We start from the raw sequence: 25,717 nt of genomic DNA, 5'->3' as shown, positions 1-25,717 counted from the left end.
CTACTCAGGGATTGGTCTTGGATTCCAGCTCGGCGGTGCGTTGGTCCACGGCTTCGCGCAGGGCTTTGCCAGGCTTGAAGTGAGGCACGCGTTTTTCGGGAATCGCCACACTCTCTCCACTGCGCGGATTGCGGCCCATGCGGGGCGGGCGGCGGTTGATGGAGAAGCTGCCAAAACCACGGATTTCAATGCGGTGTCCCCGGACCAGGGCGTCGTTCATGGCGTCCAGAATGGCCTTCACGGCGAACTCGGCGTCGCGGTGGGTCAGTTGGCGGAAACGGTTGGCCAGTTCTTCAACAAGGTCGGAGCGGGTCATGGGTGTTTAGGCTAGGGAGAAGAAAAAACGACCGGCACCCCAAGGGAGCCGGTCGTTCGTTCAGGTCAGCAACATATCAGATGTTGTGTGGGACAGAATTTAGTTCTGTCCCCAACTGATTAGGAGTTGTTGTCCAGTTTGGCACGCAACAAAGCGCCCAGGCTGGTCGTGCCGGCGTTTTCGCGGGCAGACTGCTGGCTCAGGGATTGCATGGCTTCGTTTTGGTCAGCCATGTCTTTCGCCTTGATGGACAACTGGATGTTGCGGGTCTTGCGATCCACGTTCACCACCACAGCCGTCACTTCGTCGCCTTCTTTCAGCACGTTGCGCGCATCTTCCACGCGGTCACGGCTGATTTCGGAAGCGCGCAGGTAACCCAGGATGTCTTCGCCCAGGTCGATTTCAGCACCCTTAGCGTCCACAGTCTTGACCTTGCCGGTCACGATCTGGCCCTTGTCGTTAACCGACACGAAGGTGGTGAAAGGATCGGAATCCAACTGCTTGATACCCAGGGAGATGCGCTCGCGGTCCACGTCCACAGCCAAGACCAAAGCCTCAACTTCTTGACCCTTCTTGAATTCGCGCACGGCGGTTTCGCCAGACTCGTTCCAAGACAGGTCGGACAGGTGCACCAGGCCGTCGATACCGGCAGCCAGACCCACAAACACGCCGAAGTCGGTGATGGACTTGATGGGGCCCTTCACGCGGTCACCGCGCTTGGTGTTCTGAGCAAATTCTTGCCATGGGTTGGCCTTGCACTGCTTCATGCCCAGGGAGATGCGACGCTTGTCTTCGTCGATTTCCAGAACCATGACTTCGACTTCGTCACCCAGGGCAACGATCTTCGAAGGTGCAACGTTCTTGTTGGTCCAGTCCATTTCGGACACGTGCACCAGACCTTCGATTCCGGGTTCCAGTTCCACAAACGCGCCGTAGTCGGCGATGTTGGTGATCTTGCCGAACATGCGGGTACCTTGGGGGTAACGGCGGTTCACGCCCATCCAAGGATCGTCGCCCATTTGCTTCAGACCCAGAGACACGCGGTTCTTTTCGGTGTCGAATTTCAGGATCTTGGCGGTGATCTCTTGACCAGCGGTCACCACTTCGGATGGGTGACGGACGCGGCGCCATGCCATGTCAGTGATGTGCAGCAGGCCGTCGATACCGCCCAGGTCCACGAACGCACCGTATTCGGTGATGTTCTTGACCACGCCTTGCACCACAGAACCTTCTTTGAGGGTGTGCATCAGCTTGGCGCGCTCTTCGCCCATGGAGGCTTCGACCACGGCACGGCGAGACAACACGACGTTGTTGCGCTTGCGGTCCAGTTTGATAACCTTGAATTCCAGGGTCTTGTTTTCGTACGGAGACAGATCCTTGGTAGGACGTGTGTCGACCAGCGAACCGGGCAGGAAGGCGCGGATGCCGTTGACCAGAACGGTCAGACCGCCCTTGACCTTGCCGGAAGTGGTACCGGTCACGAATTCGCCGGATTCCAGGGCCTTTTCCAGGCTCATCCAGGAAGCCAGACGCTTGGCCTTGTCGCGGGACAGGATGGTGTCGCCATAGCCGTTTTCCACGGAGTCGATGGCCACGGACACGAAGTCGCCCACTTGGACTTCGATTTCGCCCTTGTCGCTCTTGAATTCTTCGATTGGCACGTAGGCTTCGGACTTGAGGCCAGCGTTGACAACGACGAAGCTGTGCTCGATGCGGACGACTTCAGCGGTGATGACTTCGCCGGTGCGCATTTCCGAGCGTTGTAGCGATTCTTCAAATAGGGCTGCGAAAGATTCAGACATGAGTTTTGCGGTTTGCACCGCGGGGTTAAGTTATTGAACCCCACAGCCGATGCGCAGACGCGCGAGAGGAGCTATGGGGACCACACAAAGGCATCAGCCTTTGTTTTCTACAACTGCCTAACTAACCAGGGGCTAAAAAGGCAGTTTGCTTTGCCACCAGGCCAACACCGTTTCAACAGACGATTCGACTGTTAAATCCGAGTTGTCCAGCAACTGGGCATCTTCTGCGGGCTTCAAGGGGGCGACGGTGCGGGACGAGTCCCGGGCGTCGCGCGCCTCCAGGTCCGCGCGAAGACTGTCGATTGTAGTTTGAATTCCCTTTGAAATCAACTGCTTATAGCGCCGCTCGGCCCGGCAGGCGGCGCTGGCGGTCAGGTAGACCTTGAGCGGGGCGTCCGGGAAGATCACCGTGCCCATGTCACGTCCGTCGGCCACCAGGCCTGGGAGTTTGCGGAAATTGCGCTGCAAATCGATCAAAGCGGCCCGAACTGCCGGGAATGCGGACACTTTGGAGGCGTTCATGCCTGCTTCTTCCGTGCGGATGGCTTCGCTCACATCCTCGTTGGCGAGCCAGATGTGGCTGCCTTCGAAATGGATGGGCAGGCTGCGCAGCAGGGTCACGATGGCCTGTTCGTTGGCCACATCCAGCGATATGCCGGCGCGCGTCGCGGCCAGCCCGGTGATGCGGTAGAGCGAGCCGGAGTCCAGAAAGTGGTAGCCCAGCTTTTCGGCCAATACGGCGGCCAGAGTGCCTTTGCCCGAAGCCGTGGGGCCGTCCACGCAGACTACCGGAATGGCCGCCGTGTCAGCCGTAGCGACCGAAAACAGCGCCTCAAAGTAGTCAGGGAAGGTTTTGGCCACGCATTTGGGGTCTTCAATGCGGATGGGCAGGCCGGCCGGGTTGAACGCGGCCAGCGAGAAACACATGGCGACGCGGTGGTCGTCGTAGGTGTGGATGCTGCCGGTGGTCCATGCTTCTATGGAAGCGGGCGGCGTCACGCGGATGAAATCCGCGCCTTCGACCACGGTAGCCCCCAGCTTGCGCAGCTCGGTGGCCATGGCGGCGATGCGGTCGGTTTCCTTGACGCGCCAGCTGGCGATGTTGCGCAGTGTGGTGGTGCCGTCGGCGTAAAGCGCCATCACGGCCAGGGTCATGGCCGCATCGGGGATGTGGTTGCAGTCCAGGTCGATGGCCCTCAGGGGCCAGGCGCCGCGTTGGATCTGCAGCCAGTTGGGGCCGCTGTCGATCTGGGCGCCCATGGCCTGGGCGGCCTCCATGAAGCGGATATCGCCTTGGATGGAATCGGCGCCCACACCCTGGATTTTTATGCCATTTTGGCCACTAGAGCCCGTAGATATTGCGCCAAGCGCTATTAAATAGCTAGCACTGGAAGCGTCGGCCTCGACGTGAATGTCACCGGGCGACTGCAGCTGGCAGCCTGCGGGAATGGTGAAGCGTTGCCAGCCGTCGCGCTGCACCTGCACGCCAAAGCGCGCCAGCAGGTTGAGCGTGATCTCGATGTAGGGGCGAGAGATGAGTTCGCCAACCACTTCGATCACGATGTCTTTGGTGGCTACCAGCGGCAGCGCCATCAACAAGGCGGTGAGGAACTGGCTGGACACATCACCGCGCACCTGAATGGGGGCATCCAGCTTGAGGGCGGGGCGGCCCAGGCGCAGCGGGGGGTAGCCGTCGTTGCCAAGGTAGTCAATCTGGCAGCCCAGCTGGCGCAGTGCATCCACCAAATCCCCAATGGGGCGTTCGTGCATGCGCGGTACGCCGCTGAGTTCGAAATCACCACCCAGCACGGCCAGCGCGGCGGTCAACGGGCGCATGGCGGTGCCGGCGTTGCCCAGGAACAGTTTGGCCGAGGCGTTGGGCAACTGACCGCCCAGGCCGGTGATGCGCACGATGGCGCCGGATTCTTCCACGCCGCAGCCCAGCGTGCGCAGTGCCACCAGCATGACGCGGGTGTCGTCGGAGTCCAGCAGGTCGTGGATGGTGGTGGTGCCCGCGCTCATGGCGGCCAGCAGCAGCACGCGGTTGGAAATGCTTTTGGAGCCGGGGAGGGTGACAGTACCCGCCGCATGGGCGAGGGGGGGGAGGTCCAGGAAGGCGGTGGAGAACATTATTTATTGTGTTTGGACGCCATGGTCCAGTGGGCGCGGGTGTTGCTTGCCTGTTCGATCAGGCCTTCGAGCGCATCGCCATTGCCGCTGGAAATCATGAGTTCCATGGCCTGCAGGGTGCGCTGGAACACCTTGCTTTGTTCCAACAGTTCTTCTCGGTTGGAGACCATGATGTCGCGCCAGATCTTGGGGTCACCCGCCGCAATACGCGTGAAATCGCGGAAGCCTGGGCCGGCCAGCGAGAGGTAGTCTTTGCCTTGGGGTTGGCTGGAAATCGCGTTCATGAGCGCAAACGCAATCAGGTGCGGCAGGTGGCTCACGGCGGCAAAGGCGGCGTCATGCTGCTCGGGCGACATCTTGAGCACGCGGCAGCCCAGCGCAGTCCAAACGTCCACCGCTTTTTGCAGCTGCGTGGTCAGGGTGCGCTCGATGGGGGTCAAGATAATTTGTTTGCCGGCGTACAGGTCCGCATCGGCATGTTCCACGCCCGATAACTCTTTGCCGGCAATCGGGTGGGCCGGCACAAACGAACCAATGTGCTCGCGCAGGCCACGGCGGCCCGCGTCGATCACGTCGCGTTTGGTGGAGCCCACGTCCATGATCAGCATGCTGGGGGTGACCAGGTGTTTGATGGCCTTGAAGGTGGCCTCGGTAGCCGACACCGGAACGGCAATCAGCACGATGTCGGCACCCGATACCGCCAGCAGGGCCGACGGTGCTTCGATGTCGATCACGCCCATTTGGCGCGCGCGTTCGGTGGTGGAGGGCGACTTGCTGTAGCCCACCACGCGTTTGACCAGGCCAGCCCGTTTGAGGGCCAGGGCAAACGAGCCGCCCATCAAGCCACATCCAATCAAGCCAAGCTGTTCAAACATAAAGGGTCCTGCAGGTGTGCATCAGTCGGCCAGCGGGTAGGTTCCCAGCACCTTGTAGAAGGCGCACAGGCTGGACAAGTCTTTCAGGGCCGCCGCCACAGGGGGCTGGGACGGGTGGCCTTGCAAGTCGATGTAGAAATAGTATTCCCATTGGCCGGAACGTGCGGGCCGGGATTCAAAACGTGTCATGGACACGCCGTGGCGTTTGAGCGGCACCAGCATGTCATGTACCGCGCCGGGTTTGTTGGGCACGGAAACCACCAGGCTGGTGCAGTCTTTGCCCGAAGCCTCGGGCGCGGGCAGCACGCTGGGCAGGCAGACGACGACAAAACGGGTGCGGTTGAAAGCCTCGTCCTGGATGGCGTGGGATGCAATGTGCAGGCCAAATTCGGAACCTGCACGTTCGCTGGCAATGCCTGCCCAGGCCGGATTGCTGGCGGCCAGGCGCGCGCCTTCGGCGTTGCTGGACACTGCGCGGCGTTCGGCGTTCGGCAAATGGGTGCTCAGCCACTGCTGGCACTGGGCCAGCGCCTGCGGGTGGGCCAATACGACCTCAATACCGTCCAGCGACGCGGTGCTGCGCAACAGGTGGTGGCGCACCAGCAGGCTGATTTCGCCCACGATGTGCAGCGGGGAGTTGAGCAACAGATCCAATGAGCGTGTCACCACGCCCTCGGTGCTATTTTCCACGGGGATCACACCAAACTCGGCCGAACCTGCGGTGGCCGCGTGGAAGACCTCGTCAAAGTTGGCGCAGGGCACATGGGTGATGCTGGAGCCGAAGAACCGGACCGCGGCTTCTTCACTGAAGGTGCCCTTGGGGCCCAGATATGCCACGCGCTGCGGCGCTTCCAGTGAGCGGCAGGCCGACATGATTTCACGCCAGATGACGGCTACGCTCTCGCTCTTCAGCGCGCCCTGGTTGGCCTGCTGCAGGTTTTGGATTACCTGGGCTTCGCGCTCGGGGCGGAAGACAGCTGAGCCTTCGATCTTCTTGATTTCGCCCACTTCGTGCGCCAGTGCGGCACGGCGAGAGAGCAGGGTCAGCAGCTCCTGGTCGACGGCGTCGATCAGGACTCGGAGTTCGGGGAGGGTGCGTGCCATGGTGGGTGTTTTAGCCGTGGGTGCGTTCAAATTCTTGCATGTACTGCACCAGCGCTTGCACGCCTTCGATGGGCATGGCGTTGTAAATACTGGCGCGCATGCCGCCGACGGACTTGTGGCCTTTGAGCTGCAGTAGCCCTGCGGCTTTGGCACCGACCAAGAAGGCGTCGTTGAGCGCTTCGTTGCGCAAGAAGAAGGGCACGTTCATGCGCGAGCGGGCCCCGCGGGCGACACCGTTCATGTAGAAACCCGTGGCATCAATCGCGCCGTACAGCAGCTCGGCCTTGGCGATGTTGCGCGCCTCCATGGCAGTAATGCCGCCCTGGCGCTTGAGCCACTGGAAAACCAGACCCGCCATGTAAATCGCGTAGGTGGGGGGTGTGTTGTACATGGAGCCGTTGTCGGCCACCGTTTGGTAATTGAAGGCACTGGGGCAGACCGGCAGGGCATGGCCCAGCAGGTCTTCGCGCACCACCACGAGGGTAAGGCCCGCAGGGCCCAGGTTCTTCTGGGCGCCGCCAAAGGCCAAGCCCACTTTGCTCCAGTCCACCGGGCGCGAGGCCACGTGGGACGAGAAGTCGATCACCAGCTCCGCCTTGGAGCCCAGGGCTTTGAGGTCTGGCAGGGCCTGGAACTCCACGCCGTTGATTGTTTCGTTGGTGCACAGGTGCACGTAGCTGGCATCTGTGCTCAGGTGCCAGCTGCTGGCGGGCGGAATGGCCGTGAAACCTCCGTCTTTGCCCGACGCTACCGTATGGGCCTGGCTGTACTTGCCCGCTTCCTTGAGCGACTTTTCGCTCCAGCTGCCGGTCACCACAAAGTTCGTCACACCGGCTTGTCCCGCTGGCGCCCGCAACGCGCTGAGGTTCAGCGGCACGATGGCGTTTTCGGCCAGCCCGCCACCCTGCATGAACAGGATCTTGAACTGCGCGGGCACCGCCAGCAGCTCACGTAGGCTGGCTTCTGCGGCCTCGTAAATGCTCTGGAACTCTTTGCCGCGGTGGCTCATCTCCATCACGCCCATGCCACAACGCTGGCCACTGGCGTCGGGCCAGTTCAGCATCTCGTCGGCGGCTTGCGCCAGCACTTCGGCTGGCATGGCGGCCGGACCGGCCGAGAAATTGTAGGGACGTTGCATTCGCAGGTTTATGGGTTAAATAGGGCGCTAGCCCACGTTAAATATGCGCCAGCAGCTATCAATTCAGGAGCGTTTTGCTATGCTTACGCGCCTTCGGCCTCGTCGCTTGCATCCTCGCCCGACTCTGCGTCGGACGGATTGGCGTCGTTTTCCACAATACGTTGCAGGCCACTGAGCTTGGAGCCCTCGTCCAGGCCAATCAGCGTCACGCCTTGTGTCGCACGGCCCAGTTCACGAATTTCGCTGACACGGGTACGTACCAGCACGCCCTTGTCCGTGATCAGCATGATTTCGTCGTCCACATGCACTAGCGTGGCGGCAACCACCTTGCCGTTGCGTTCGGACTGCTGGATCGCAATCATGCCCTTGGTGCCACGGCCGTGGCGGGTGTATTCGGTGATGCTGGTGCGTTTGCCGTAGCCGTTTTCGGTCGCGGTCAGCACGCTTTGCTGTTCGTCTTCAGCCACCAGCATGGCAATCACGCTTTGGCCCACGTCCAGCGACATGCCGCGTACACCACGGGCATTGCGGCCCAGCGGACGTACATCGTCTTCGTCAAAGCGCACCGCCTTTCCGCCGTCGCTGAACAGCATCACGTCGTGTTTGCCATCGGTCAGTGCGGCGCCAATCAGGTAGTCACCCTCGTCCAGGTTCACGGCAATGATGCCGCCCTTGCGCGGGTTGCTGAATTCGTCCAGCGCCGTCTTCTTGACCGTGCCCATGCTGGTGGCCATGAACACATACTGGTCGGCCGGGAAGGTGCGCTTTTCACCGGTCAGTGCCAGCACCACCGTGATTTTTTCGCCCTCTTGCAGTGGGAACATGTTGACGATGGGGCGGCCGCGCGAACCGCGCGAGCCTTGTGGTACTTCCCAGACCTTGAGCCAGTACAGGCGGCCGCGGTTGGAGAAGCACAGGATGTAGTCGTGCGTATTGGCCACGAACAACTGGTCGACCCAATCGTCTTCTTTGGTGGCGGTGGCCTGTTTGCCACGGCCGCCACGCTTTTGTGCACGGTATTCGTTGAGCGGCTGGCTCTTGATGTAACCGCTGTGGCTCATCGTCACCACCATGTCGGTGGGGGTGATCAGGTCTTCGGTGGAGAGGTCAAACGAGGAGTGTTCGACCAGGCTGCGGCGTGCGCCCAGTTTGGTTTGGCCGAATTCCTGCTTCACATGGCCCAGCTCTTCACCAATGATGGTGGAGACGCGCTCGGGCTTGGCCAGAATGTCCAGCAAGTCTTCGATCTCGCCCATCACCTCTTTGTACTCGGCCACCACCTTGTCTTGTTCCAGACCGGTCAGGCGTTGCAGGCGCATCTGCAGAATTTCCTGCGCTTGTGTGTCGCTCAGGCGGTACAGGCCGTCCTTGCCCATGCCAAATTCTTTTTCCAGGCCATCAGGGCGGTAGTCGTCTGCATTCACCACGCCGCCGTCAGCGCGGGTGCGGGTCAGCATCTCACGCACCAGTTTGCTGTCCCAAGGGCGGTTCATCAGCTCCAGCTTGGCCACGGGTGGTGTGGGTGATTCGCGGATGATACGAATGAACTCGTCGATGTTGGCCATGGCCACGGCCAGGCCTTCCAGCACATGGCCGCGTTCGCGCGCCTTGCGCAGGTTGAACACGGTGCGGCGTGTCACCACTTCGCGGCGATGGCCGATGAAGACCTCGATCAGGTCCTTCAGGTTACACAGCTTGGGCTGGCCATTCACCAGCGCCACCATGTTGATGCCGAAGGTGTCCTGCAACTGCGTTTGCTTGTACAGGTTGTTCAGCACCACTTCGGGCACTTCGCCACGCTTCAGTTCAATCACCAAGCGCATGCCGGACTTGTCGGACTCGTCCTGGATGTGGCTGATGCCTTCGATTTTCTTCTCATGTACGAGTTCGGCCATGCGCTCTTGCAGCGTCTTCTTGTTGACCTGGTAGGGCAGCTCGTCCACGATGATGGCCTGGCGCTGGCCCTTGTCGATGTCTTCAAAGTGGCACTTGGCGCGCATCACCACGCGGCCACGGCCCGTGCGGTAACCATCCTTCACGCCATTGATGCCGTAAATAATGCCGGCGGTGGGGAAGTCTGGCGCGGGGATGATTTCCATCAATTCGTCGATGGAAGCACCCGGGTTTTTCAGCAAATGCAGGCAGGCATCCACCACCTCATTCAGGTTGTGCGGTGGGATGTTGGTCGCCATACCCACGGCAATACCGCCCGAACCGTTGACCAGCAGGTTGGGGATGCGGGTGGGCAATACCAGCGGCTCTTTTTCGGAACCGTCATAGTTGGGCCCGAAGTCCACCGTTTCCTTGTCCAGATCGGCCAGCAGTTCGTGGGCCATTTTGGACAAGCGGATTTCGGTGTACCGCATCGCCGCTGCGTTGTCGCCGTCCACCGAACCGAAGTTACCTTGGCCGTCCACCAGCATGTGGCGCATGGAGAAATCCTGCGCCATGCGGACAATGGTGTCGTACACCGACTGGTCACCGTGCGGGTGGTATTTACCAATGACGTCACCAACGATACGGGCCGACTTTTTGTAGGCGCGGTTCCAGTCGTTGTTGAGCTCATGCATCGCAAACAGCACACGGCGGTGCACCGGCTTCAGGCCGTCCCGCGCATCGGGGAGGGCGCGGCCCACGATCACGCTCATGGCGTAATCGAGGTAGCTCCGACGCATTTCCTCTTCAAGACTGATGGGCAGGGTTTCTTTGGCGAACTGGGTCATGGATAGACTGTGGACGGTGTCATGGACAGCTCTCGATTCTACGGCCGCCTTGCTGTGGCATCAGAGCAACAAACACGGGCTCCCTGCTGATGGAGTTACATGCGTGATACAGATGTTTCAAAAGCGGCCCTGCGCTATGGCACAATAGTGCGAACGTCTTTGGTGCACAAGGCCTAGGGCGTCACACAATTAGTCGCAGCCATGCTGCAGTTTGTCCCGATAAAGGAAGGTCTCATGAAACAATTGAACAAAGTAGCAATCCTGATCGCTACCGCCGCTTTGGCGACTGCCGCTGGTGCCCAAGAAATCCACAACTGGCGCAGTGCTGCTGGTGATGTCTGGAAGAACGCTTCCGGCCAATGCTGGCGTGATGCCAGCTGGACTCCTGCCACTGCAGCCGCTGGTTGTGATGGCGCTTTGGCTGCTGCTCCTGCCGCTCCCGCTGCTGCAACAGCTCCTGCTGCTGCCAAGCCCGCAGCTGCTGCCCCAGCCGCCGCTGCAGCACCAGCCGCTGCTGCCGCTGCCAGCAAAGTCACTTACGCCGCTGACGCTTTCTTTGACTTTGACAAGTCTGTGTTGAAGCCTGAAGGTAAAGCCAAGCTGGACGATCTGGTCAGCAAGGTCAAGGGTATCAACCTGGAAGTGATCATTGCAGTGGGTCACACTGACTCCACCGGTGATGATGCGTACAACCAAAAGCTGTCTGTGGCACGTTCCGAAGCTGTGAAGGCTTATTTGGTGTCCAAGGGCATTGAAAAGAACCGTGTTTACACTGAAGGCAAGGGCGAAAAGCAACCCGTTGCTGACAACAAGACCAAAGAAGGCAAGGCTAAAAACCGCCGCGTGGAAATCGAAGTGGTTGGCACTCGCGCCAAATAATTCGACCATCCCCATGGTTTTCTGAAAAAACCCGCTTCGGCGGGTTTTTTCTTGTCTATGCCACCATCGCACTATGAACCCCACCTTGAATGCCGATCCGGCCGAATTGGCCAAATTTTCTGAACTGGCCCACCGTTGGTGGGATCTGGAAAGTGAGTTTCGCCCACTGCACCAGATCAATCCTTTACGTCTGGATTGGATTCAGTCGTTTGCACTACTACAGGGCAAAACGGCGCTGGATGTTGGATGTGGCGGAGGCATTCTGGCGGACTCCATGGCCCGCAAAGGTGCATTGGTTACCGGTATTGATTTGTCCTCCAAGGCTTTGCGTGTGGCTCAGCTGCACGCGCTGGAGGCACAAACCCCCAATGTTGGTTATCAAGAGATCAGTGCGGAGGCCTTGGCTGCCGAGCAGCCTGCGGCTTACGATGTAGTGACTTGTATGGAAATGCTGGAGCATGTGCCAGATCCAGCCTCCGTCGTGCAAGCCTGTTCCACTTTGGTGAAGCCGGGTGGTTGGGTGTTCTTCTCGACGTTGAATCGAAACTCGATGGCGTTTCTTCAAGCCATCGTGGGTGCCGAATATTTGCTCGGTTTGTTGCCGCGTGGAACACATGAGTACGCCAAGATGATCCGTCCCAGTGAGCTGGCCTTGTTTTGTCGGCGTGCGGGCCTGGATCTGCAAAGCAGCTGTGGCCTGGGTTACAACCCGCTGACCCGTCGTTATGCCATGAGTAGCAACACCCAGGTCAATTACTTGGTTGCGACCCGTAAACCACTGGTGACCACCTGATGCCTACATTTTCCAACGTATGTGCCGTGCTGTTTGATCTGGATGGCACGTTGATCGACAGTGCGCCCGATCTGGGCGCCGCTGCCGACAAGATGCGGGTAGACCGTGAGTTGCCCTCCCTGCCGTCTGCGCTTTACCGCCCTATGGCGGGTGCCGGCGCGCGTGGAATGTTGCAAGTGGCGTTTGGCATGTCACCACAACACCCTGATTTTGAGACGATGCGGGAAGAGTTTTTTGTCAATTACGAGCGCTGCATGACGCACAGCACCTATGCGTTTGAGGGCGTTCCGGCCTTATTACACGCTTTGGAACAGCGCCAACTTCCTTGGGGCGTGGTGACCAATAAGTCCCAGCGTTTTACCAATCCGCTGACCCAATCCATGCCCTTGTTTGCCAGTGCGGGCGCCATCGTGAGTGGAGACACAACCCCCCACGCCAAGCCGCATCCCGCCCCGCTGCTGGAAGCGGCCAGGCGCTTGGGGGTAGACCCGCAGGCCTGCATCTACGTCGGTGATGACGAGCGCGACATCGTGGCGGGGCGTGCCGCTGGCATGCGCACCGTTGCCGCGACCTACGGTTACCTCGGCAGCCAACTCGATACGGCGGCCTGGCAGGCGGACGCCGAAATTAAATCTCCCCTGGCCCTCTTGCAATTGCTGCCTGGCACCTAAAATAGAGGCTGAGGGGCTGCACTGGTTTCGACGTGGATTCGGACGCGCAGCAGGGCATGTCGAGCTGAATGCGCTCGTAAAACAGATTCAAACAAACTAACTGCAAACGACGAACGTTTCGCACTCGCTGCTTAATTGCACGTGAGGCTCACAACAGCAAGCCGATAGGCTGGGCAAGGGTGGCGCAAGCCATCCAGGCTGTGGGCTAATTTCATTCGGCTGGGCCTGCCTTGGGTAACTTAGGGTGGGTCGAGACAATAGGTTGCTGGCGTCTTGCATAGCGTGCCACTGCGCGATGCAAGGAGCGAGATCCAAACCAGATGGCTACACATGTAGAACTGTTCGAAGAAGGTTTGCGGACGGGGGTTCAAATCCCCCCAGCTCCACCATACCCCCAGACCAAAGCCGCCTGCTAGCAATAGTTGGTGGCTTTTTTCTTGCCTACTCCACAGGTTTGCCGCGCTGGGCTTTGATCGCCGAGCGCTGGGTTTTGGACTGAAGGCGGCGCTGCCGTGAGGCGTAAGTGGGTTGGGTTGCCTTGCGGGGCTTGGGTGGCGTGGCCACGCTGTTGACCAGGGTGTGCAAGCGCTCAAAGGCATCCAGCCGGTTGAGTTCCTGGGTGCGGAATTGTTGGGCTTTGAGAACCAGAACGCCTTCGCGTGTGATACGACTGTCTTGCAACGCCAAGAGTCGCTCTTTGACATCGTCCGGCAGTGACGATGCTCCAATGTCAAAGCGCAGGTGAATGGCGCTGGACACCTTGTTGACGTTTTGACCGCCGGCACCTTGGGCACGAATCGCTGTAGTTTCTACCTCTGCTTCTTGAATTTGAATCTGTTTTGGCATGGGCAGGGGTTGGGGCAGTTAAACTGGTTTGACATTACCACCAACACCAAGGAGGCCACCATGGCCAAAGGTCAGCAAAAATCCAACAAAGAATCGAAGAAGCCTAAAAAGGACACTTCACCGCCTAAACCTTCCAGCGGGATTGTGGATCCCGTGCGTACCACGGTCACCACTGCGGTGATTCCCCGCGGGAAGCTCAAAAACAAATAGGTTTAGCCAGTGGCCTGTACTTCTGCATAACGCGGGGGCTGGCAGCCCGCGCGTTCGCAGTTGATGGCGGCAGCGCGCATGGCCTCTTGCAAGGTGTTGGCCACTCGTTGGTTGGCACCGTCCGGGTTCAACACCCAATCCCCCAGGCAGTTCCCCCAGAAGGTATCTCCGGCACCCACGGTGTCCACCACCTTCGTGGCAGGAACATCCGCTTGTGCAGCCGTGCCATCCACGCCCAACCAAGCGCCTTGTGCACCAAAGGTCAGCGCCACACGGCTTGTGCCTTGTGCGGTGAAATGGGCCGAAATTTTGGCGCCGTCCGCCCGTGTCGGGTTGGTAAAGCCCAGCAACTCCAGATCTTCATCACTGGCCTTGAGCCAGTCCGCATGTTGGGCAATGGCCTGAACGGCCTCGATGTATTCCGCCAAGTTGGCTGCCAGCTTGGGGCGCAGATTCACATCCACGCTGATGGTCCAGCCCAGTGACTTGGCGCCTTGCAGTATCTCCAGCACTTTGTGGTGTTCGGGTGGTACCAAGAGCAGTGAGCCCGTGTGTAAAACGCCGCGAGGTTGCGTTTGCAGGCGTTGCAATACCGCGTTGACCGTGTAGTCCCGGTCTGCAATGCCTTCGCGGTAAAAGCCGTAACTTGGCTGGCCGTTGTTGATTTGCACTACGGCGAGTGAGGTGGGCAGAGCGCTGGGCGGGCTCATGGGAGTTACCCCGTCTTGCACCAACTGCTGGTGCATGCGTTGCCCGAATTGGTCTGTCGACAATGGGTTGGCATATCCCACCGAAGCACCCCGCAGCGCAGCGGCACGTGCCATATTAAAAGGGCTGCCACCCATAAAAGGGCGTAGCGTTCCATCTGCTTGCGCTACGCAGTCCATCAGGGCTTCGCCCAATACCCAAATTGATGCGGTCATGTGTTTCTCGTTCTGTTTGCTGCTCAGTGGCGTGGCCCGGCCAAGCGCTGCAGCTTAAACCAGCACTGTGCACTTGGTTATGCCGCTGGCTTTGATTGTTGGTACGCTTTTGCGCAAATGTGCGCTTGATCGACCTTATAAAAGGTTGTTGTGTATTACACCAAAAAAACCTATAAATAAATCAAGTAGTTTTACTAATATGATTGGAATGCTGTGTCTGGCATGCTCAGGCACGATCTCACCACAGGTTTTTCATGCATCCCACCCTCATTCGTCTCGCTTACTCTTTTGATACGTTGAATATCCAGTATCTGGTTTCTTTGGAGCTTATCGCATGTTAAAAGGTATCGATCCGCTCTTGACCCCGGAACTTCTCATGCATTTGTCTGCCATGGGGCACGGGGAGTGGGTGGCCGTGGTGGATGCCAACTTCACGGCCGATTTTTTGAGTGCCGGCAAACCGCTGGTGCGTTTGCCGGGCCATTCGCTGGAGCGGGTGAGCCGCGCGGTGTTGTCGGTCATTCCTCTGGCAGAAGATGTGGCCAGCCCGGCTGCCTATATGCGGGTGTGTCACCAGCCCGACAGCCATCGCACGGACGCACAGCAGGCTATCGTGCATTTGCTGCAGACGCAGGGTCTGCCTTCCGCGCGAGTCGAGCCGGTAGAGCGGTTTGCGTTTTACGACAAGATCAAGGGTGCTAGCCTGATTGTGCAGAGTGGTGAAGCCACCGCCTACGGCAACGCGATGTATTGCAAGGGTGTGATTCTTTAAAGGACAGCGCTGTGAAGATTTACCTGGATTCAGCCCACGTGGGCAGTTGGAAGCTGCCTTCGGGCTGCCCGGCTGTGCGTGGTGTCACGACCAACCCTAGCCTGGTGCACCAGGCTGGGCTGCCCGTGAACCTGCCAACCTATATCGATTTGCTGCGGGCGGCGGCGGACCATGCATTTGCCGAGCTCATGCTGCAGCTCCCCAGCAGCGACCTCACACAGGCGGAATCGTGGCTGGGGTCTTTGCGGGAGCTGTCGCAGCGCTTGTCCGTGCAGCTGACAGTCAAGTTGCCCTGCGCACCCGACTGGGAGGCTTGTATTCGGTGGGTCAAGGCACAGGGACAAGATGTCTTGCTGACGGGTTTGTCCAACCCTGTCCAACTGCTCTGGGCCCGTGACATGGGGGCCGACTACGTGGCGCCCTATGTGGGGCGCCTGGTCAACGATGGGCGCAATGTGTGGGCGCTGATGCAGGCGTGTGTGGCGCAGCAGGGCAGTGGTCCACAGTTGCTGGCCGCGAGCATCAAGTCTCCCGACGTATTGGCCCAACTGATGGGATTGGGGGCTGCGGCGGTGACCTTGCCGCCCGCCAGCTTGCTGGCCTGGAGCACCGATGCCTTGACCCAGGCCGCCATTCAGCAGTTTGACCGGGACGTACAGGCCAGCTTACGTAGTGCCTGACCGAGCAGGCAATAGGCGCCGCCCCGCCTGCCTTGTTCAGTGCTTGAGTTCGTCAATACGGCTGTCTAAGGGACTCACAAAGGAATTGAGCTCCCAGCCGGAGGCCAAGCGGCTCTCCGGGAATTCAGGCATGGTCAAAGGCGTGAGCCCCGAGGGTGTGGCGTCGTTGCCTTTGCTTTGACGGCGGCGTGTCACCACCGCATGCAAGTGCTCGCGCACATCCTGAAACCGTGAGTCCAGTGGCTGGCTGGCTGTGGTCTGGGCGGCCTGCTCGCCCAAAAAGGCCGCGCGGATTTGGCTCAGGTGCGGCAGGTTGCTCGGGTCTACCACCCAATAGCGGATGCTGCACTGGTCCAGCAGGCTGTGCTTGAGGGTCTGGTTGCCCATGGACAGACCATTGGGGCCCGGAACATCCACACAGCCGATGACCTTGCCGTCCAGGCTGCAGATGGTGAAGGTGCAGTACACGCCGTTCAGCAGCTTGTACCAGTGGGTCGCTTCGGCTTGGTTGGCGGGGGCGGTGAAGCGGGTGACGGGCAGTTTGATGAGGATGTGCTGGTCGAACATCACCTTGGTCAACCAGATCCAGACACGCCGTTCCTGGGTGTTGACGAGAGGGCGGGTTTTGAGGGGCCAACTGGAGGGAATGCGGCGACGCTGTCGCTCCACGTAGCGGTTGCGCCACAAGAGCAGAGCGGCACCCGCCAAAACCCCCAAAACAAAAGAAAGCAACATCAAACACCACCCTGTAAATGACGCCATCTTTGTGTGGCTCAGTTATTTGGATGAAAGTTTACATGGCGCTTCAGCCCGCGTATATAGCCTCAATGGCCTGTCGCTGGGCCTGTACCAATGCCACCAGTTGGGGGTCGAAGTGGGTGCCTGATTGCGCCAACAGGTAGTTAAGCGCGTCGGGTAAGGGCCAAGCCGGTTTGTAACAACTGGCGCAGACCAGCGAGTCCAGCACATCCGCCACTGCCGCAATACGCCCGGCCAGGCTGATCGCGTTGCCAGCCAGGCCCTGCGGGTAGCCGCTGCCATCCCAGCGCTCGTGGTGTTCCAGTGCCACTTGGGCGCCCAGCGTGTGGACGCGGGAGCGGGAGTGCGACAACAGCGCATGGCCCTCTTGCGCGTGGGTTTGCATGGTGGCCCATTCTTCCGGTGTCAGGGGGCCGGGTTTGGTCAGGATGTGGTCGGGAATGCAGGCCTTGCCCACATCGTGCAAGGTGGCCGCAACCCGCATCAGCTCCACCTCTTGTTCGGTACCGCCTGTGGCCGCGGTCAGCAGGGCTGCAATGTCCCCCACGCGCTGCAAATGCAAGGACGACGATTCATTGCAACGTTTCTCAATGGCACCACCCAGAATGCAGATGGTGGTGCGTTGCGCGGTTTCGGTGTCATCGCGCAGCAGCAGGCCGTCGTAGGTGATGGCCACGTTGCGGGAAAACAGCTCCAGCAGCTCCCGGGCCTGCTCACTCACCGCCTCGGCAAACTCCATGTAGATCAGGCTCTCGCTGCCGGCCTTGGTTTTGAAATAACCCGCGTAATAACGCTCGCCATGGTGGCTGACCTTCTCCAGCAGCGCCCGGGTAATGGCCGTTTGCACACCCTCCGGCAGGTTGCGCACCTCTTCATCCACCATGAGTTGGGAATAGGCTTCGGTGGCGGCCAGCACCTTGAGCTGCCCTTGGGTGGCGTTGGCGGTGTAGGCGGAGACGCGGCTGGCGCAGAGGCCCTCGCCATGCAGGTCCAGCAGGTAATTCACCTGCTCCAGCACCGCCGATGCAAAACTGCGCAGATTGCGTGAGTCGCAGACCTGGCTGATGGCCTCGATGGAGCGGCGCAGCCCCAGGCTGGCCTGTTCGATGCGCATCAGGTCGCGGTAGGCGCGCAGCCCGGCGTAAAACACCGTGATCAGCTTGCGCCGCGTGAGGTCGGTTTTTTCCTTGTAGTCGTTGATGTCGTAATCGCGGATCACCTGCTCTTCGGGCGCCTGCCCGGGCTGGCCGGTGCGCAGGATGATGCGCACATTGAGGTTGCCCAGGTCTTCGCGAATGTGGCGCGCCAGCTCCAGCCCGGCGTGTTCCGATTCCATCACCACATCGAGCAGGATTAGCGCAATGTCGGTGCGTTCTGCCAGCACGATGCGGGCTTCGGCGGCGCTGTAGCAGTGGGTGAAGTGCAGGCCACGCCCGTCCATTTCAAAGTCCGACATGACCAGCTTGGTGACTTCGTGCACGGCAGGCTCGTCGTCCACCACCAGAATCTGCCAGGGCGGCAGGGCCTTGCGGCTGCTGGTTTCGGCTTGCTCGTCACTAAACACCAAATCATCAGACATGAGGCGGGCTTTCGTTGGGCGGGGGGACGCTTTGCAGTTTATCGGATTGTGGCTGCGATACTAGGGACCATGCAGCTTCAGGAAATTCTCTATTCACAGGGCTTTGGCACGCGCCGGGTCTGCGCCGGTTTGATCCAACAGGGTCTGGTTCAGGTTTATATGCCAGATAGTGCTCTAGCCCCCGTCACTATTGCGCAAGCAGCTACAGAATTTGTAGCAGAGGGCCTGCGCTTCAAGGTGCAGGGTGTGGACTGGCAGTACTTTGAGAAGGCCTATCTGGTGCTTCACAAACCGGCCGGTACCGAGTGTTCGCAAAAACCTTCGACCTACCCCAGCATTTACACCTTGCTGCCATCGCCTCTGCGCCTGCGGCCGCAAAAAGCGGCAGTGCAGGGCGTGCAGGCGGTGGGCCGGCTGGACCAGGACACCACTGGCATGCTGCTGCTCACGGACGATGGCAAGTTCATCCACCGCATGAGTTCACCCAAACACCATGTGCCCAAGGTCTACGAAGTCACCGTCAAGCATGCGCTGGACGAGCGTCAAGTGCAAAAGCTGCTAGCCGGTGTGGTGCTGGACGACGACCCGGCACCGGTGCGCGCCGCTGCCTGCGAGGCTGTGAGCGAATTTCACCTGCGCCTGACCCTGACCGAAGGCAAGTACCACCAGGTCAAGCGCATGCTGGCCGCGGTGGGCAACCGCGTGGAGGGCTTGCACCGCTCCCGCATCGGTGGTGTGGCCTTGCCTGCCGATCTGGCCCCTGGCCAATGGCGCTGGCTCAGCGCCGAAGAGCTGGTGGCTGTGCAAGCCAAGGAGTAAAGCATGAATGCCATGCTCGATGCGTTTTGGCGCTCGGTTGCCTACTGCCTGCACCCCAAGGTGATCGGGCTCTCCCTGCTGCCGCTGTTGCTGGTGATTGGTCTGATCGCCGGCCTGGGTTATTTCTACATGGACCCCGCGCTGGCCGCCGTGCAGGGGCTGCTGGAATCCTCGGACCTGCTCAACCAGCTCTGGGCCTGGCTCGAATCCATTGGCGCGGGCAAGCTCAAGACCGTGTTGGTGCCGCTGATCGTGATTGCACTGGCCACGCCGATGATTGTGGTTGCCAGCCTGCTGCTGGTGGCTACCTTGATGACCCCCATGATCGTGCGGCTGGTCACGCAACGCCGCTTTCCCGCGCTGGAGCGCACGGGGGGCGCGTCGTACCTGGTGAGCGTGTTGTGGGGCCTGAGCGCCAGCCTCATCGCGCTGGTGCTCTTGCTGCTGTCCATGCCCCTGTGGTTTGTGCCACCGCTGGTGCTGGTGCTGCCTCCGCTCATTTGGGGCTGGCTCACTTACCGCGTGTTGGCGTTTGACGCGCTGGCAGACCACGCCACGACCGAGGAGCGCCACACCCTGATGCGCCGCCACCGCTGGTGGTTGCTGGGCATGGGCATCTTCACGGGTTACCTGGGTGCTGCGCCCAGCCTGGTGTGGTCGATCGGTTTTGTGGCGGTGGCGCTGGCCCCGGTGCTGGTGCCCCTTTCCATTTGGCTGTACACATTGATCTTTGCGTTCTCGTCGCTCTGGTTCACTCACTATTGCCTGGCGGCGCTGCAGCAGTTGCGGCTGGAACAGGCCGCAGTGGCTGTGCAGGAACCCTTGCCGGTGGCGGATGTGTTGGAGTTGCCATGAATTTTGGGCTGGTCATCATCGGGGACGAAATCCTCTCGGGTAAACGGGCCGACAAACACCTGGCCAAAGCCATCGAGCTGCTGTCGGCGCGAGGCCTGTCTGTCGCCTATGCCGACTATGTGGGCGACGACCCTGAACGCATCACCCAGACCCTGCAGCGCGCCTTTGCCTCGGGGGACGTGGTGTTTTCGTTTGGCGGCATTGGCGCCACGCCCGATGACCACACCCGCCAGTGTGCAGGCCGGGCGCTGGGCCTGCCGCTGGTGCTGCATCCGCAGGCGGAGGTGCTGATACGCGAACGTATGCAAGACGTGGCCCAGGAGCAAGGCCTGCCATATGAACCCGACCGTGCCGACAATGTGCACCGGCTCAACATGGGCACGTTTCCGCAGGGGGCCGAGATCATTCCCAACCCCTACAACAAGATTCCGGGCTTCAGTTGTCTGGGCCAGGGTGGCGGCCATGTCCACTTTGTCCCCGGTTTTCCGGTGATGGCCTGGCCCATGGTGGCCTCCGTGCTGGATGCGCGTTATGCCCACCTGTTTGTGCGTGAGGCGCATCTGGAGCGTTCCGTGATTGTTTTTGGTGCCATGGAGTCGGCCCTCACGCCGCTCATGGAAACCCTGGAGCGCGACTACGCCATCAAGGTGTTCAGTCTGCCCAGCGTGGACCACCCCGAGTGGGGGCGCCACATCGAGTTGGGTGTCAAGGGCGCACCTGCAGTGGTGGAGCCGGCCTTTGCTGCACTGCGTATGGCCCTTCAAAACATGGGTATGTCATTGGGCCCCGAATTGGTGCGCAACTAAACAGGCATGCCTTTGGTGCATTCTTTGATTGCACCAAATTGGTGCTTTGTTGGCATCGCAGGGGGTTACCAGCGCGCTTCTTTACGGTGCACTGTCGAAAATGCGGGTTTTCTCAGGGCAAAATAAGGACGTTTGCCTAATTGCCGGGGCCGTGGCCTTTGGCACAAAAGCTGCATTGTGGGCAGGGCAATTCTTTTTACAACCGTGCAACAGGAGTATTTGATGGCCAAGACCGTCGCAGACGTAATGAAGATGGTGAAGGAAAACGAGGTCAAATTCGTTGACTTCCGTTTCACCGATACCCGTGGCAAGCAGCAGCACACCACCGTGCCCGTCTCGCATTTTGATGAAGACAAGTTCACTTCCGGCCACGCATTCGACGGTTCTTCCATCGCTGGCTGGAAAGGCATTGAAGCGTCGGACATGTTGCTCATGCCCGATCCCAACACCGCCAACATCGACCCCTTCTTCGAAGAAACCACCATCATCATGAACTGTGATGTGGTTGAGCCTTCGGACGGCAAGTCTTATGACCGCGACCCCCGTTCCATTGCCAAGCGCGCTGAAGCCTACCTGAAGGCCTCCGGTATTGGCGATGCAGCCTACTTCGGTCCTGAGCCAGAATTCTTCATCTTTGACGGCGTCCGCTGGAGCACTGACCCCAACCACACGTTCTACGAAGTGGACGAGTACGAAGCACCCTGGAACACCGGCACCAAGCTCGAAGGCGGCAACCGCGGCCACCGTCCCACCACCAAGGGCGGTTACTTCCCCGTACCTCCTGTCGACAGCACGCAAGACATGCGCGCCGAGATGTCCCTGATCCTCGAATCCCTGGGCATCCCGGTTGAAGTGTTCCACCACGAAGTGGCGGGCGCTGGCCAAAACGAAATCGGCACCCGTTTCTCCACCCTAGTGGAACGCGCTGACTGGACCATGCTGCAAAAGTACGTGGTGCACAACGTGGCCAATGCCTACGGCAAAACCGCCACCTTCATGCCCAAGCCTTACCACGGTGACAACGGTTCCGGCATGCACGTGCACCAGTCCGTGTGGAAAGACGGCAAGAACCTGTTCGCCGGCGACGGCTACGCAGGTCTGTCCGACTTCGCGCTGTACTACATCGGCGGCATCATCAAGCACGCACGTGCCCTGAACGCCATCACCAACCCCGGCACCAACAGCTACAAGCGTCTGGTTCCTCACTTCGAAGCCCCGGTCAAGCTGGCGTACTCCGCCAAGAACCGTTCCGCATCGATCCGCATCCCCTTTGTGGCGAACCCCAAGGGCCGTCGCGTGGAAGCCCGCTTCCCCGATCCATTGATGAACCCTTACCTGGGCTTTGCTGCCCTGTTGATGGCGGGTCTGGACGGCGTGGAAAACAAGATCCATCCCGGCGAAGCTGCTACCAAAGACTTGTACCATCTGCCTCCCGAGGAAGATGCAAAAGTCCCAACCGTGTGCCACAGCCTGGACCAAGCGCTGGAGCATCTGGACAAGGACCGCGCGTTCCTGACCAAGGGTGGTGTGTTCACTGACTCCATGATCGATGCTTACATCGACTTGAAGATGCAAGAAGTGACCCGTTACCGCATGTCGGTGCACCCTGTTGAGTACGACATGTACTACTCCCTGTAATGCCTGCTGCCGTTATGGCAGCGCTGCAGGACAAAAGGACGGCGCAAGCCGTCCTTTTTTTTGCGAACAAAGTGACACAGATTCCGGTCCAATCCGCATGGATACTGGGGCACTTTTTGTTTTTGGGCACTTTTTGGCGCATACTGAATCTAGCGCTTAGGCCCTGTTGGCGCGGACACTGCATGAAAACCACCTTTTTGATTTCCTGGATGACCTTGGCGTGCGCCACTTCTGCGTTGGCGCAGGACCGCATTTACCGGTGTGGTAACGAGTACACCAACACGGTGACTGAAGCGCAGGCCAAAAACTGCAAGCTGGTCTCCGGGGGCAATGTGACCGTGGTGCAGTCCACCAAGCCAGCGGCCAGCGCTGGAGTCAAAGTCGCTTCTAGCGGTGGCGGAGCTGCGGCGCCACGTATTGATTCGTCCGACCAGCGTGCCAAGGACTCCGATGCCCGCTTGATTCTGGAAGCTGAGCTGAAAAAGGCCGAGGCGCGCCAGATTGAGCTCGTCAAGGAATACAACAATGGCGAGCCCGAAAAGCTAGGGCCTGAGGCGCGCAACCACCAAAAATACCTGGACCGGGTGGCCGAGCTTAAGGCCGCCATTGCCCGCAACGAGAGCGACATTGCCGGCATTCGCCGCGAACTGGGCCGTGTGCCCGCATCCAACGCGCCCCTGGCCTCCGTCAAATAAGCCTGTCGCTGCGTGCCTACTGCGCGCAGCCTTCCCAAGTCTCTTGCCGTGAACCGACCCGAATTCGTTTCTGAATACTTTGCGTCTTTTGACCTGCTCGCCACTTTGGTAGCCGTGGTCCATGTGGATGCCCGTGTGTTGTTCTCCAATGCCGCCCTGGAGGACGCCTTGGGTACCTCCCGCCGCATGCTGTTGGGCTCCAGTTTTGCCGAGCTGTTTACCGAGCCCGCGTCTTTGCAAAGCGCCTTGGAAGGCGCCTCAGAGAACGCCTTTGCCGCGCTGCGCTACGACGCCTGGCTCAAGCGTGCTGCGCATGAACCCATGCCCGTGCATGTGATCGTGACCCGCACCGAACAATCGGAAGACATCATCATCGAGATGGTGCCGCTGGAGCAGCAGGCCCGCCAGGACCGCGAAGAGCGCCTGGCCGAGCAGGCCCAGACCAACAAAGAACTGATCCGCAACCTGGCCCACGAGATCAAGAATCCGTTGGGCGGCATCCGTGGTGCCGCGCAGCTGCTTGAAATGGAGATGGAGTCGCCCGAGCTGATCGAATACACGCAGGTCATCATTCACGAAGCGGACCGCCTGCAAAGCTTGGTGGACCGCCTGCTGGCCCCACACCGCCGCCCGCACCTCGTGGGCGACGTGAACATCCATGAAGTGTGCGAGCGTGTGCGCTCCCTCATCCTCGCGGAGTTCCCGCGCGGCTTGCGTGTCGTGCGTGATTACGACACGTCCATTCCCGAGTTTCGAGGCGACCGCGAACAGCTGATCCAGACCGTGCTCAACATCGCCCACAACGCCTGCCAGGCGCTCGCAGAGCGCATTGCCGCTGGGGATGCCAACCTCACGTTTCGCACCCGTGTGACCCGGCAAGTAACGTTCGGTAAGCAGCGTTATCGGTTGGCATTGGAATTGCATGTGATCGACAACGGACCTGGCGTGCCAGATTCGATCAGGGACCGCATTTTTTACCCGCTGGTGTCGGGCAGAGAGGGTGGTTCGGGGCTGGGGCTGACATTGGCGCAAACCTTTGTTCAGCAACACCACGGTCTGATCGAAGTCGATAGCGTGCCGGGCCGAACGGACTTCAAAATTCTGATTCCGTTACCGTAAACACAAGAACACAAGGGTGCGCCACAACATGAAGCCGATTTGGATCGTAGATGATGACCAGTCCATCCGCTTCGTGCTGGAGAAGGCGCTGTTGCGCGAGCATTTGCCCACGCGCAGCTTTTCCAATCCACGCGATGTACTGAGTGCCCTGGCCACGGCCGCGGACGATGAAGGCCCCCAAATCCTGGTCAGCGACATTCGCATGCCCGGTGGTTCGGGCCTGGACCTGTTAGAGAAAGTCAAAGCCAAACACCCTGGGTTGCCCGTCATCATCATGACGGCCTTCTCGGACCTGGACAGCGCTGTGAGCGCCTTCCAGGGCGGCGCGTTTGAATACCTGCCAAAGCCGTTTGATCTGCCCAAAGCAGTGGAGCTGATCCGCCGCGCGGTGGAAGAAAGCCAGCGCGAAGAGGTCAGCGAAGAGCGCATGGCCGAGTCGCCCGAGATGCTGGGCCAGGCGCCCGCCATGCAGGACGTGTTCCGCGCCATTGGCCGCCTGAGCCAGAGCAATGTGACGGTCATGATCACCGGCGAATCGGGCTCCGGCAAAGAACTGGTGGCGCGTGCGCTGCACAAACATTCGCCGCGCGCCGATGGCCCGTTTGTGGCTATCAACACCGCCGCCATTCCCAAAGACCTGCTGGAGAGCGAACTCTTCGGCCATGAGCGCGGCGCCTTCACCGGTGCACAAACCATGCGCCGTGGTCGTTTTGAGCAGGCCGATGGCGGCACGCTGTTCCTCGACGAAATTGGCGACATGCCGTTTGAGCTGCAAACGCGTTTGCTGCGCGTCTTGAGCGACGGCCATTTCTACCGCGTGGGTGGCCACAGCGCGGTTAAATCGAATGTGCGCGTGATTGCTGCGACCCACCAAGACCTGGAACAACGCGTCAAAGACGGCGTGTTCCGCGAGGACTTGTTCCACCGCCTGAACGTGATCCGTCTGCGCCTGCCCGCGCTGCGCGAGCGCAAGGAAGACGTGTCTATGCTGACACGCCACTTCCTGCAGCAAAGCGCCAAACAACTGGGCGTGGAGCCCAAGCGTATTTCTGATTTGGCGCTGGCTTGGCTGGAGGGCTTTGGCTTCCCCGGCAACGTGCGCCAGCTGGAGAACATCTGCCACTGGCTCACCGTGATGGCCCCGGCCCAGGTGATTGAACGCAAGGACTTGCCGCCTGAGGTGAGCCTGGGCCGTTCGGAGTCCGGCGAGCCCCTGCAGGCCAAGCCTGTGCTTACCGCAGCGCCCGAAGCCCAGCTCAAGGATGTGCCGCTGGACCCGCACACCCATGTGCCTGCCGCTGCACACGAGTCCGAAGACCTGTCGCATGTGCTGGCCCGGGCCGCGGCTGCGCATGGCCCGCTGGAAGGCTGGGAGGCCGAGCTGGAGACCGAGGCCGTGGCTTTGTTGGGCTCCGGCCAGCCCGAGGTGTGGGACACGTTGACCCGCCGCTTCGAGTCGCGCCTGATTCTGGCGGCACTGGCCAACACCAAGGGCCGCCGCATCGAGGCGGCGCACAAGCTAGGCATTGGCCGCAACACCATCACCCGCAAGATCCAGGAGTTGGGCTTGGAGTAATTTAGAGCA

The 25,717-nt window shown here is 60.2% G+C and carries 24 protein-coding genes and 1 other RNA gene; 14 read left to right on the top strand and 11 right to left on the bottom strand.

All coding sequences use genetic code 11. The features are described 5' to 3' along the window. Window positions 1–4: 4 nt before the first annotated feature. The 7 genes from AC097A_RS02215 to gyrA form a co-directional block, all read right to left on the bottom strand. The gene (locus tag AC097A_RS02215; RefSeq protein ID WP_105259821.1) at window positions 5–316 is read right to left on the bottom strand and encodes an integration host factor subunit beta; all 312 of its coding nucleotides are present in this window, start codon (window positions 314–316) and stop codon (window positions 5–7) included. 119 nt (window positions 317–435) lie between these two features. Further along, complete coding sequence (rpsA, locus tag AC097A_RS02210; RefSeq protein WP_105259820.1) at window positions 436–2,118, bottom strand: 30S ribosomal protein S1; 1,683 nt, start codon at window positions 2,116–2,118, stop codon at window positions 436–438. 132 nt (window positions 2,119–2,250) lie between these two features. Further along, window positions 2,251–4,248, bottom strand: coding sequence for a bifunctional 3-phosphoshikimate 1-carboxyvinyltransferase/cytidylate kinase (locus tag AC097A_RS02205; protein WP_479619577.1), 1,998 nt, complete (start codon window positions 4,246–4,248; stop codon window positions 2,251–2,253). After that, complete coding sequence (locus tag AC097A_RS02200) at window positions 4,248–5,123, bottom strand: prephenate dehydrogenase (protein WP_315473330.1); 876 nt, start codon at window positions 5,121–5,123, stop codon at window positions 4,248–4,250. The genes AC097A_RS02205 and AC097A_RS02200 overlap by 1 nt, the downstream gene beginning before the upstream one ends. 21 nt (window positions 5,124–5,144) lie before the next feature. Next, a complete protein-coding gene (pheA, locus tag AC097A_RS02195) occupies window positions 5,145–6,227 on the bottom strand; it encodes a prephenate dehydratase (RefSeq protein WP_479619576.1) in 1,083 nt (360 codons plus the stop codon). 10 nt (window positions 6,228–6,237) lie between these two features. Next, window positions 6,238–7,365, bottom strand: a complete 1,128-nt coding sequence (gene serC, locus AC097A_RS02190; protein ID WP_479619575.1) for a 3-phosphoserine/phosphohydroxythreonine transaminase — start codon at window positions 7,363–7,365, stop codon at window positions 6,238–6,240. A gap of 83 nt (window positions 7,366–7,448) precedes the next feature. Further along, window positions 7,449–10,088: a DNA gyrase subunit A gene (gyrA, locus tag AC097A_RS02185; protein WP_315473327.1), complete on the bottom strand. Its 2,640-nt coding sequence runs from the start codon at window positions 10,086–10,088 to the stop codon at window positions 7,449–7,451. 234 nt (window positions 10,089–10,322) lie between these two features. Between gyrA and ompA the strand changes: the two genes are divergently transcribed. From ompA to ssrA, 4 genes are all read left to right on the top strand, one after another. After that, window positions 10,323–10,967 carry an outer membrane protein OmpA gene (gene ompA / locus AC097A_RS02180; RefSeq protein ID WP_479619574.1) on the top strand — a complete coding sequence of 215 codons (645 nt, stop codon included), beginning with the start codon at window positions 10,323–10,325 and terminating at the stop codon, window positions 10,965–10,967. Window positions 10,968–11,040: 73 nt separating this feature from the next. Beyond that, window positions 11,041–11,760, top strand: a complete 720-nt coding sequence (ubiG, locus tag AC097A_RS02175; RefSeq protein WP_105259813.1) for a bifunctional 2-polyprenyl-6-hydroxyphenol methylase/3-demethylubiquinol 3-O-methyltransferase UbiG — start codon at window positions 11,041–11,043, stop codon at window positions 11,758–11,760. Continuing rightward, window positions 11,760–12,431, top strand: a complete 672-nt coding sequence (locus AC097A_RS02170; protein WP_479619573.1) for an HAD family hydrolase — start codon at window positions 11,760–11,762, stop codon at window positions 12,429–12,431. The genes ubiG and AC097A_RS02170 overlap by 1 nt, the downstream gene beginning before the upstream one ends. A 12-nt stretch (window positions 12,432–12,443) precedes the next feature. Next, window positions 12,444–12,820: a transfer-messenger RNA gene (gene ssrA, locus AC097A_RS02165) on the top strand. A 52-nt stretch (window positions 12,821–12,872) separates the two neighbouring features. Here the strand turns inward: ssrA and arfB are convergent. Next, entirely contained in the window at window positions 12,873–13,277 is a 405-nt protein-coding gene (gene arfB / locus AC097A_RS02160; RefSeq protein WP_105259798.1) for an alternative ribosome rescue aminoacyl-tRNA hydrolase ArfB, read from the bottom strand. A gap of 60 nt (window positions 13,278–13,337) precedes the next feature. On the opposite strand from arfB, the gene AC097A_RS02155 reads away from it, so the two are divergent. Next, the gene (locus AC097A_RS02155) at window positions 13,338–13,487 is read left to right on the top strand and encodes a hypothetical protein (RefSeq protein WP_201740776.1); all 150 of its coding nucleotides are present in this window, start codon (window positions 13,338–13,340) and stop codon (window positions 13,485–13,487) included. Between the two features lie 2 nt (window positions 13,488–13,489). Here the strand turns inward: AC097A_RS02155 and AC097A_RS02150 are convergent, their stop codons facing one another. Continuing rightward, the gene (locus AC097A_RS02150) at window positions 13,490–14,410 is read right to left on the bottom strand and encodes a PfkB family carbohydrate kinase (RefSeq protein WP_479619572.1); all 921 of its coding nucleotides are present in this window, start codon (window positions 14,408–14,410) and stop codon (window positions 13,490–13,492) included. A 334-nt stretch (window positions 14,411–14,744) separates the two neighbouring features. Between AC097A_RS02150 and AC097A_RS02145 the strand changes: the two genes are divergently transcribed. Both AC097A_RS02145 and AC097A_RS02140 read left to right on the top strand, forming a co-directional pair. Then, the gene (locus AC097A_RS02145; RefSeq protein WP_105259795.1) at window positions 14,745–15,182 is read left to right on the top strand and encodes an RbsD/FucU family protein; all 438 of its coding nucleotides are present in this window, start codon (window positions 14,745–14,747) and stop codon (window positions 15,180–15,182) included. Window positions 15,183–15,193: 11 nt separating this feature from the next. Further along, on the top strand, window positions 15,194–15,862 hold the full coding sequence (locus AC097A_RS02140) for a transaldolase family protein (RefSeq protein ID WP_479619571.1): 669 nt from the start codon (window positions 15,194–15,196) through the stop codon (window positions 15,860–15,862). Window positions 15,863–15,898: 36 nt separating this feature from the next. Here the strand turns inward: AC097A_RS02140 and AC097A_RS02135 are convergent, their stop codons facing one another. Together AC097A_RS02135 and AC097A_RS02130 are read right to left on the bottom strand one after the other, a co-directional pair. Next, complete coding sequence (locus tag AC097A_RS02135) at window positions 15,899–16,597, bottom strand: DUF2726 domain-containing protein (RefSeq protein WP_105259793.1); 699 nt, start codon at window positions 16,595–16,597, stop codon at window positions 15,899–15,901. Window positions 16,598–16,667: 70 nt separating this feature from the next. Then, window positions 16,668–18,200 carry a DUF3369 domain-containing protein gene (locus AC097A_RS02130; protein WP_479619570.1) on the bottom strand — a complete coding sequence of 511 codons (1,533 nt, stop codon included), beginning with the start codon at window positions 18,198–18,200 and terminating at the stop codon, window positions 16,668–16,670. Window positions 18,201–18,269: 69 nt separating this feature from the next. Here AC097A_RS02130 and AC097A_RS02125 point away from each other — a divergent pair, with 69 nt between their 5' ends. From AC097A_RS02125 to ntrC, 7 genes are all read left to right on the top strand, one after another. Further along, the gene (locus AC097A_RS02125; RefSeq protein WP_479619569.1) at window positions 18,270–19,019 is read left to right on the top strand and encodes a 16S rRNA pseudouridine(516) synthase; all 750 of its coding nucleotides are present in this window, start codon (window positions 18,270–18,272) and stop codon (window positions 19,017–19,019) included. A 3-nt stretch (window positions 19,020–19,022) separates the two neighbouring features. Beyond that, window positions 19,023–19,874, top strand: a complete 852-nt coding sequence (locus AC097A_RS02120; RefSeq protein ID WP_479619568.1) for an EI24 domain-containing protein — start codon at window positions 19,023–19,025, stop codon at window positions 19,872–19,874. Next, entirely contained in the window at window positions 19,871–20,680 is an 810-nt protein-coding gene (locus tag AC097A_RS02115; RefSeq protein WP_479619567.1) for a competence/damage-inducible protein A, read from the top strand. The genes AC097A_RS02120 and AC097A_RS02115 overlap by 4 nt, the downstream gene beginning before the upstream one ends. A 222-nt stretch (window positions 20,681–20,902) precedes the next feature. After that, on the top strand, window positions 20,903–22,318 hold the full coding sequence (gene glnA / locus AC097A_RS02110; RefSeq protein ID WP_105259788.1) for a type I glutamate--ammonia ligase: 1,416 nt from the start codon (window positions 20,903–20,905) through the stop codon (window positions 22,316–22,318). 182 nt (window positions 22,319–22,500) lie between these two features. Continuing rightward, window positions 22,501–23,013, top strand: coding sequence for a hypothetical protein (locus AC097A_RS02105; protein WP_105259787.1), 513 nt, complete (start codon window positions 22,501–22,503; stop codon window positions 23,011–23,013). Window positions 23,014–23,061: 48 nt separating this feature from the next. After that, a complete protein-coding gene (glnL, locus tag AC097A_RS02100) occupies window positions 23,062–24,132 on the top strand; it encodes a nitrogen regulation protein NR(II) (RefSeq protein WP_105259786.1) in 1,071 nt (356 codons plus the stop codon). Between the two features lie 28 nt (window positions 24,133–24,160). Continuing rightward, window positions 24,161–25,708: a nitrogen regulation protein NR(I) gene (gene ntrC / locus AC097A_RS02095; RefSeq protein ID WP_315478433.1), complete on the top strand. Its 1,548-nt coding sequence runs from the start codon at window positions 24,161–24,163 to the stop codon at window positions 25,706–25,708. The last annotated feature ends 9 nt before the right edge of the window (window positions 25,709–25,717 follow it).

Source organism: Rhodoferax sp. XS2R6 (genome assembly GCF_056521365.1).
The sequence above is the reverse complement of the archived record's forward strand: the minus strand, read 5'-3'. Positions and strand labels throughout refer to the sequence as shown.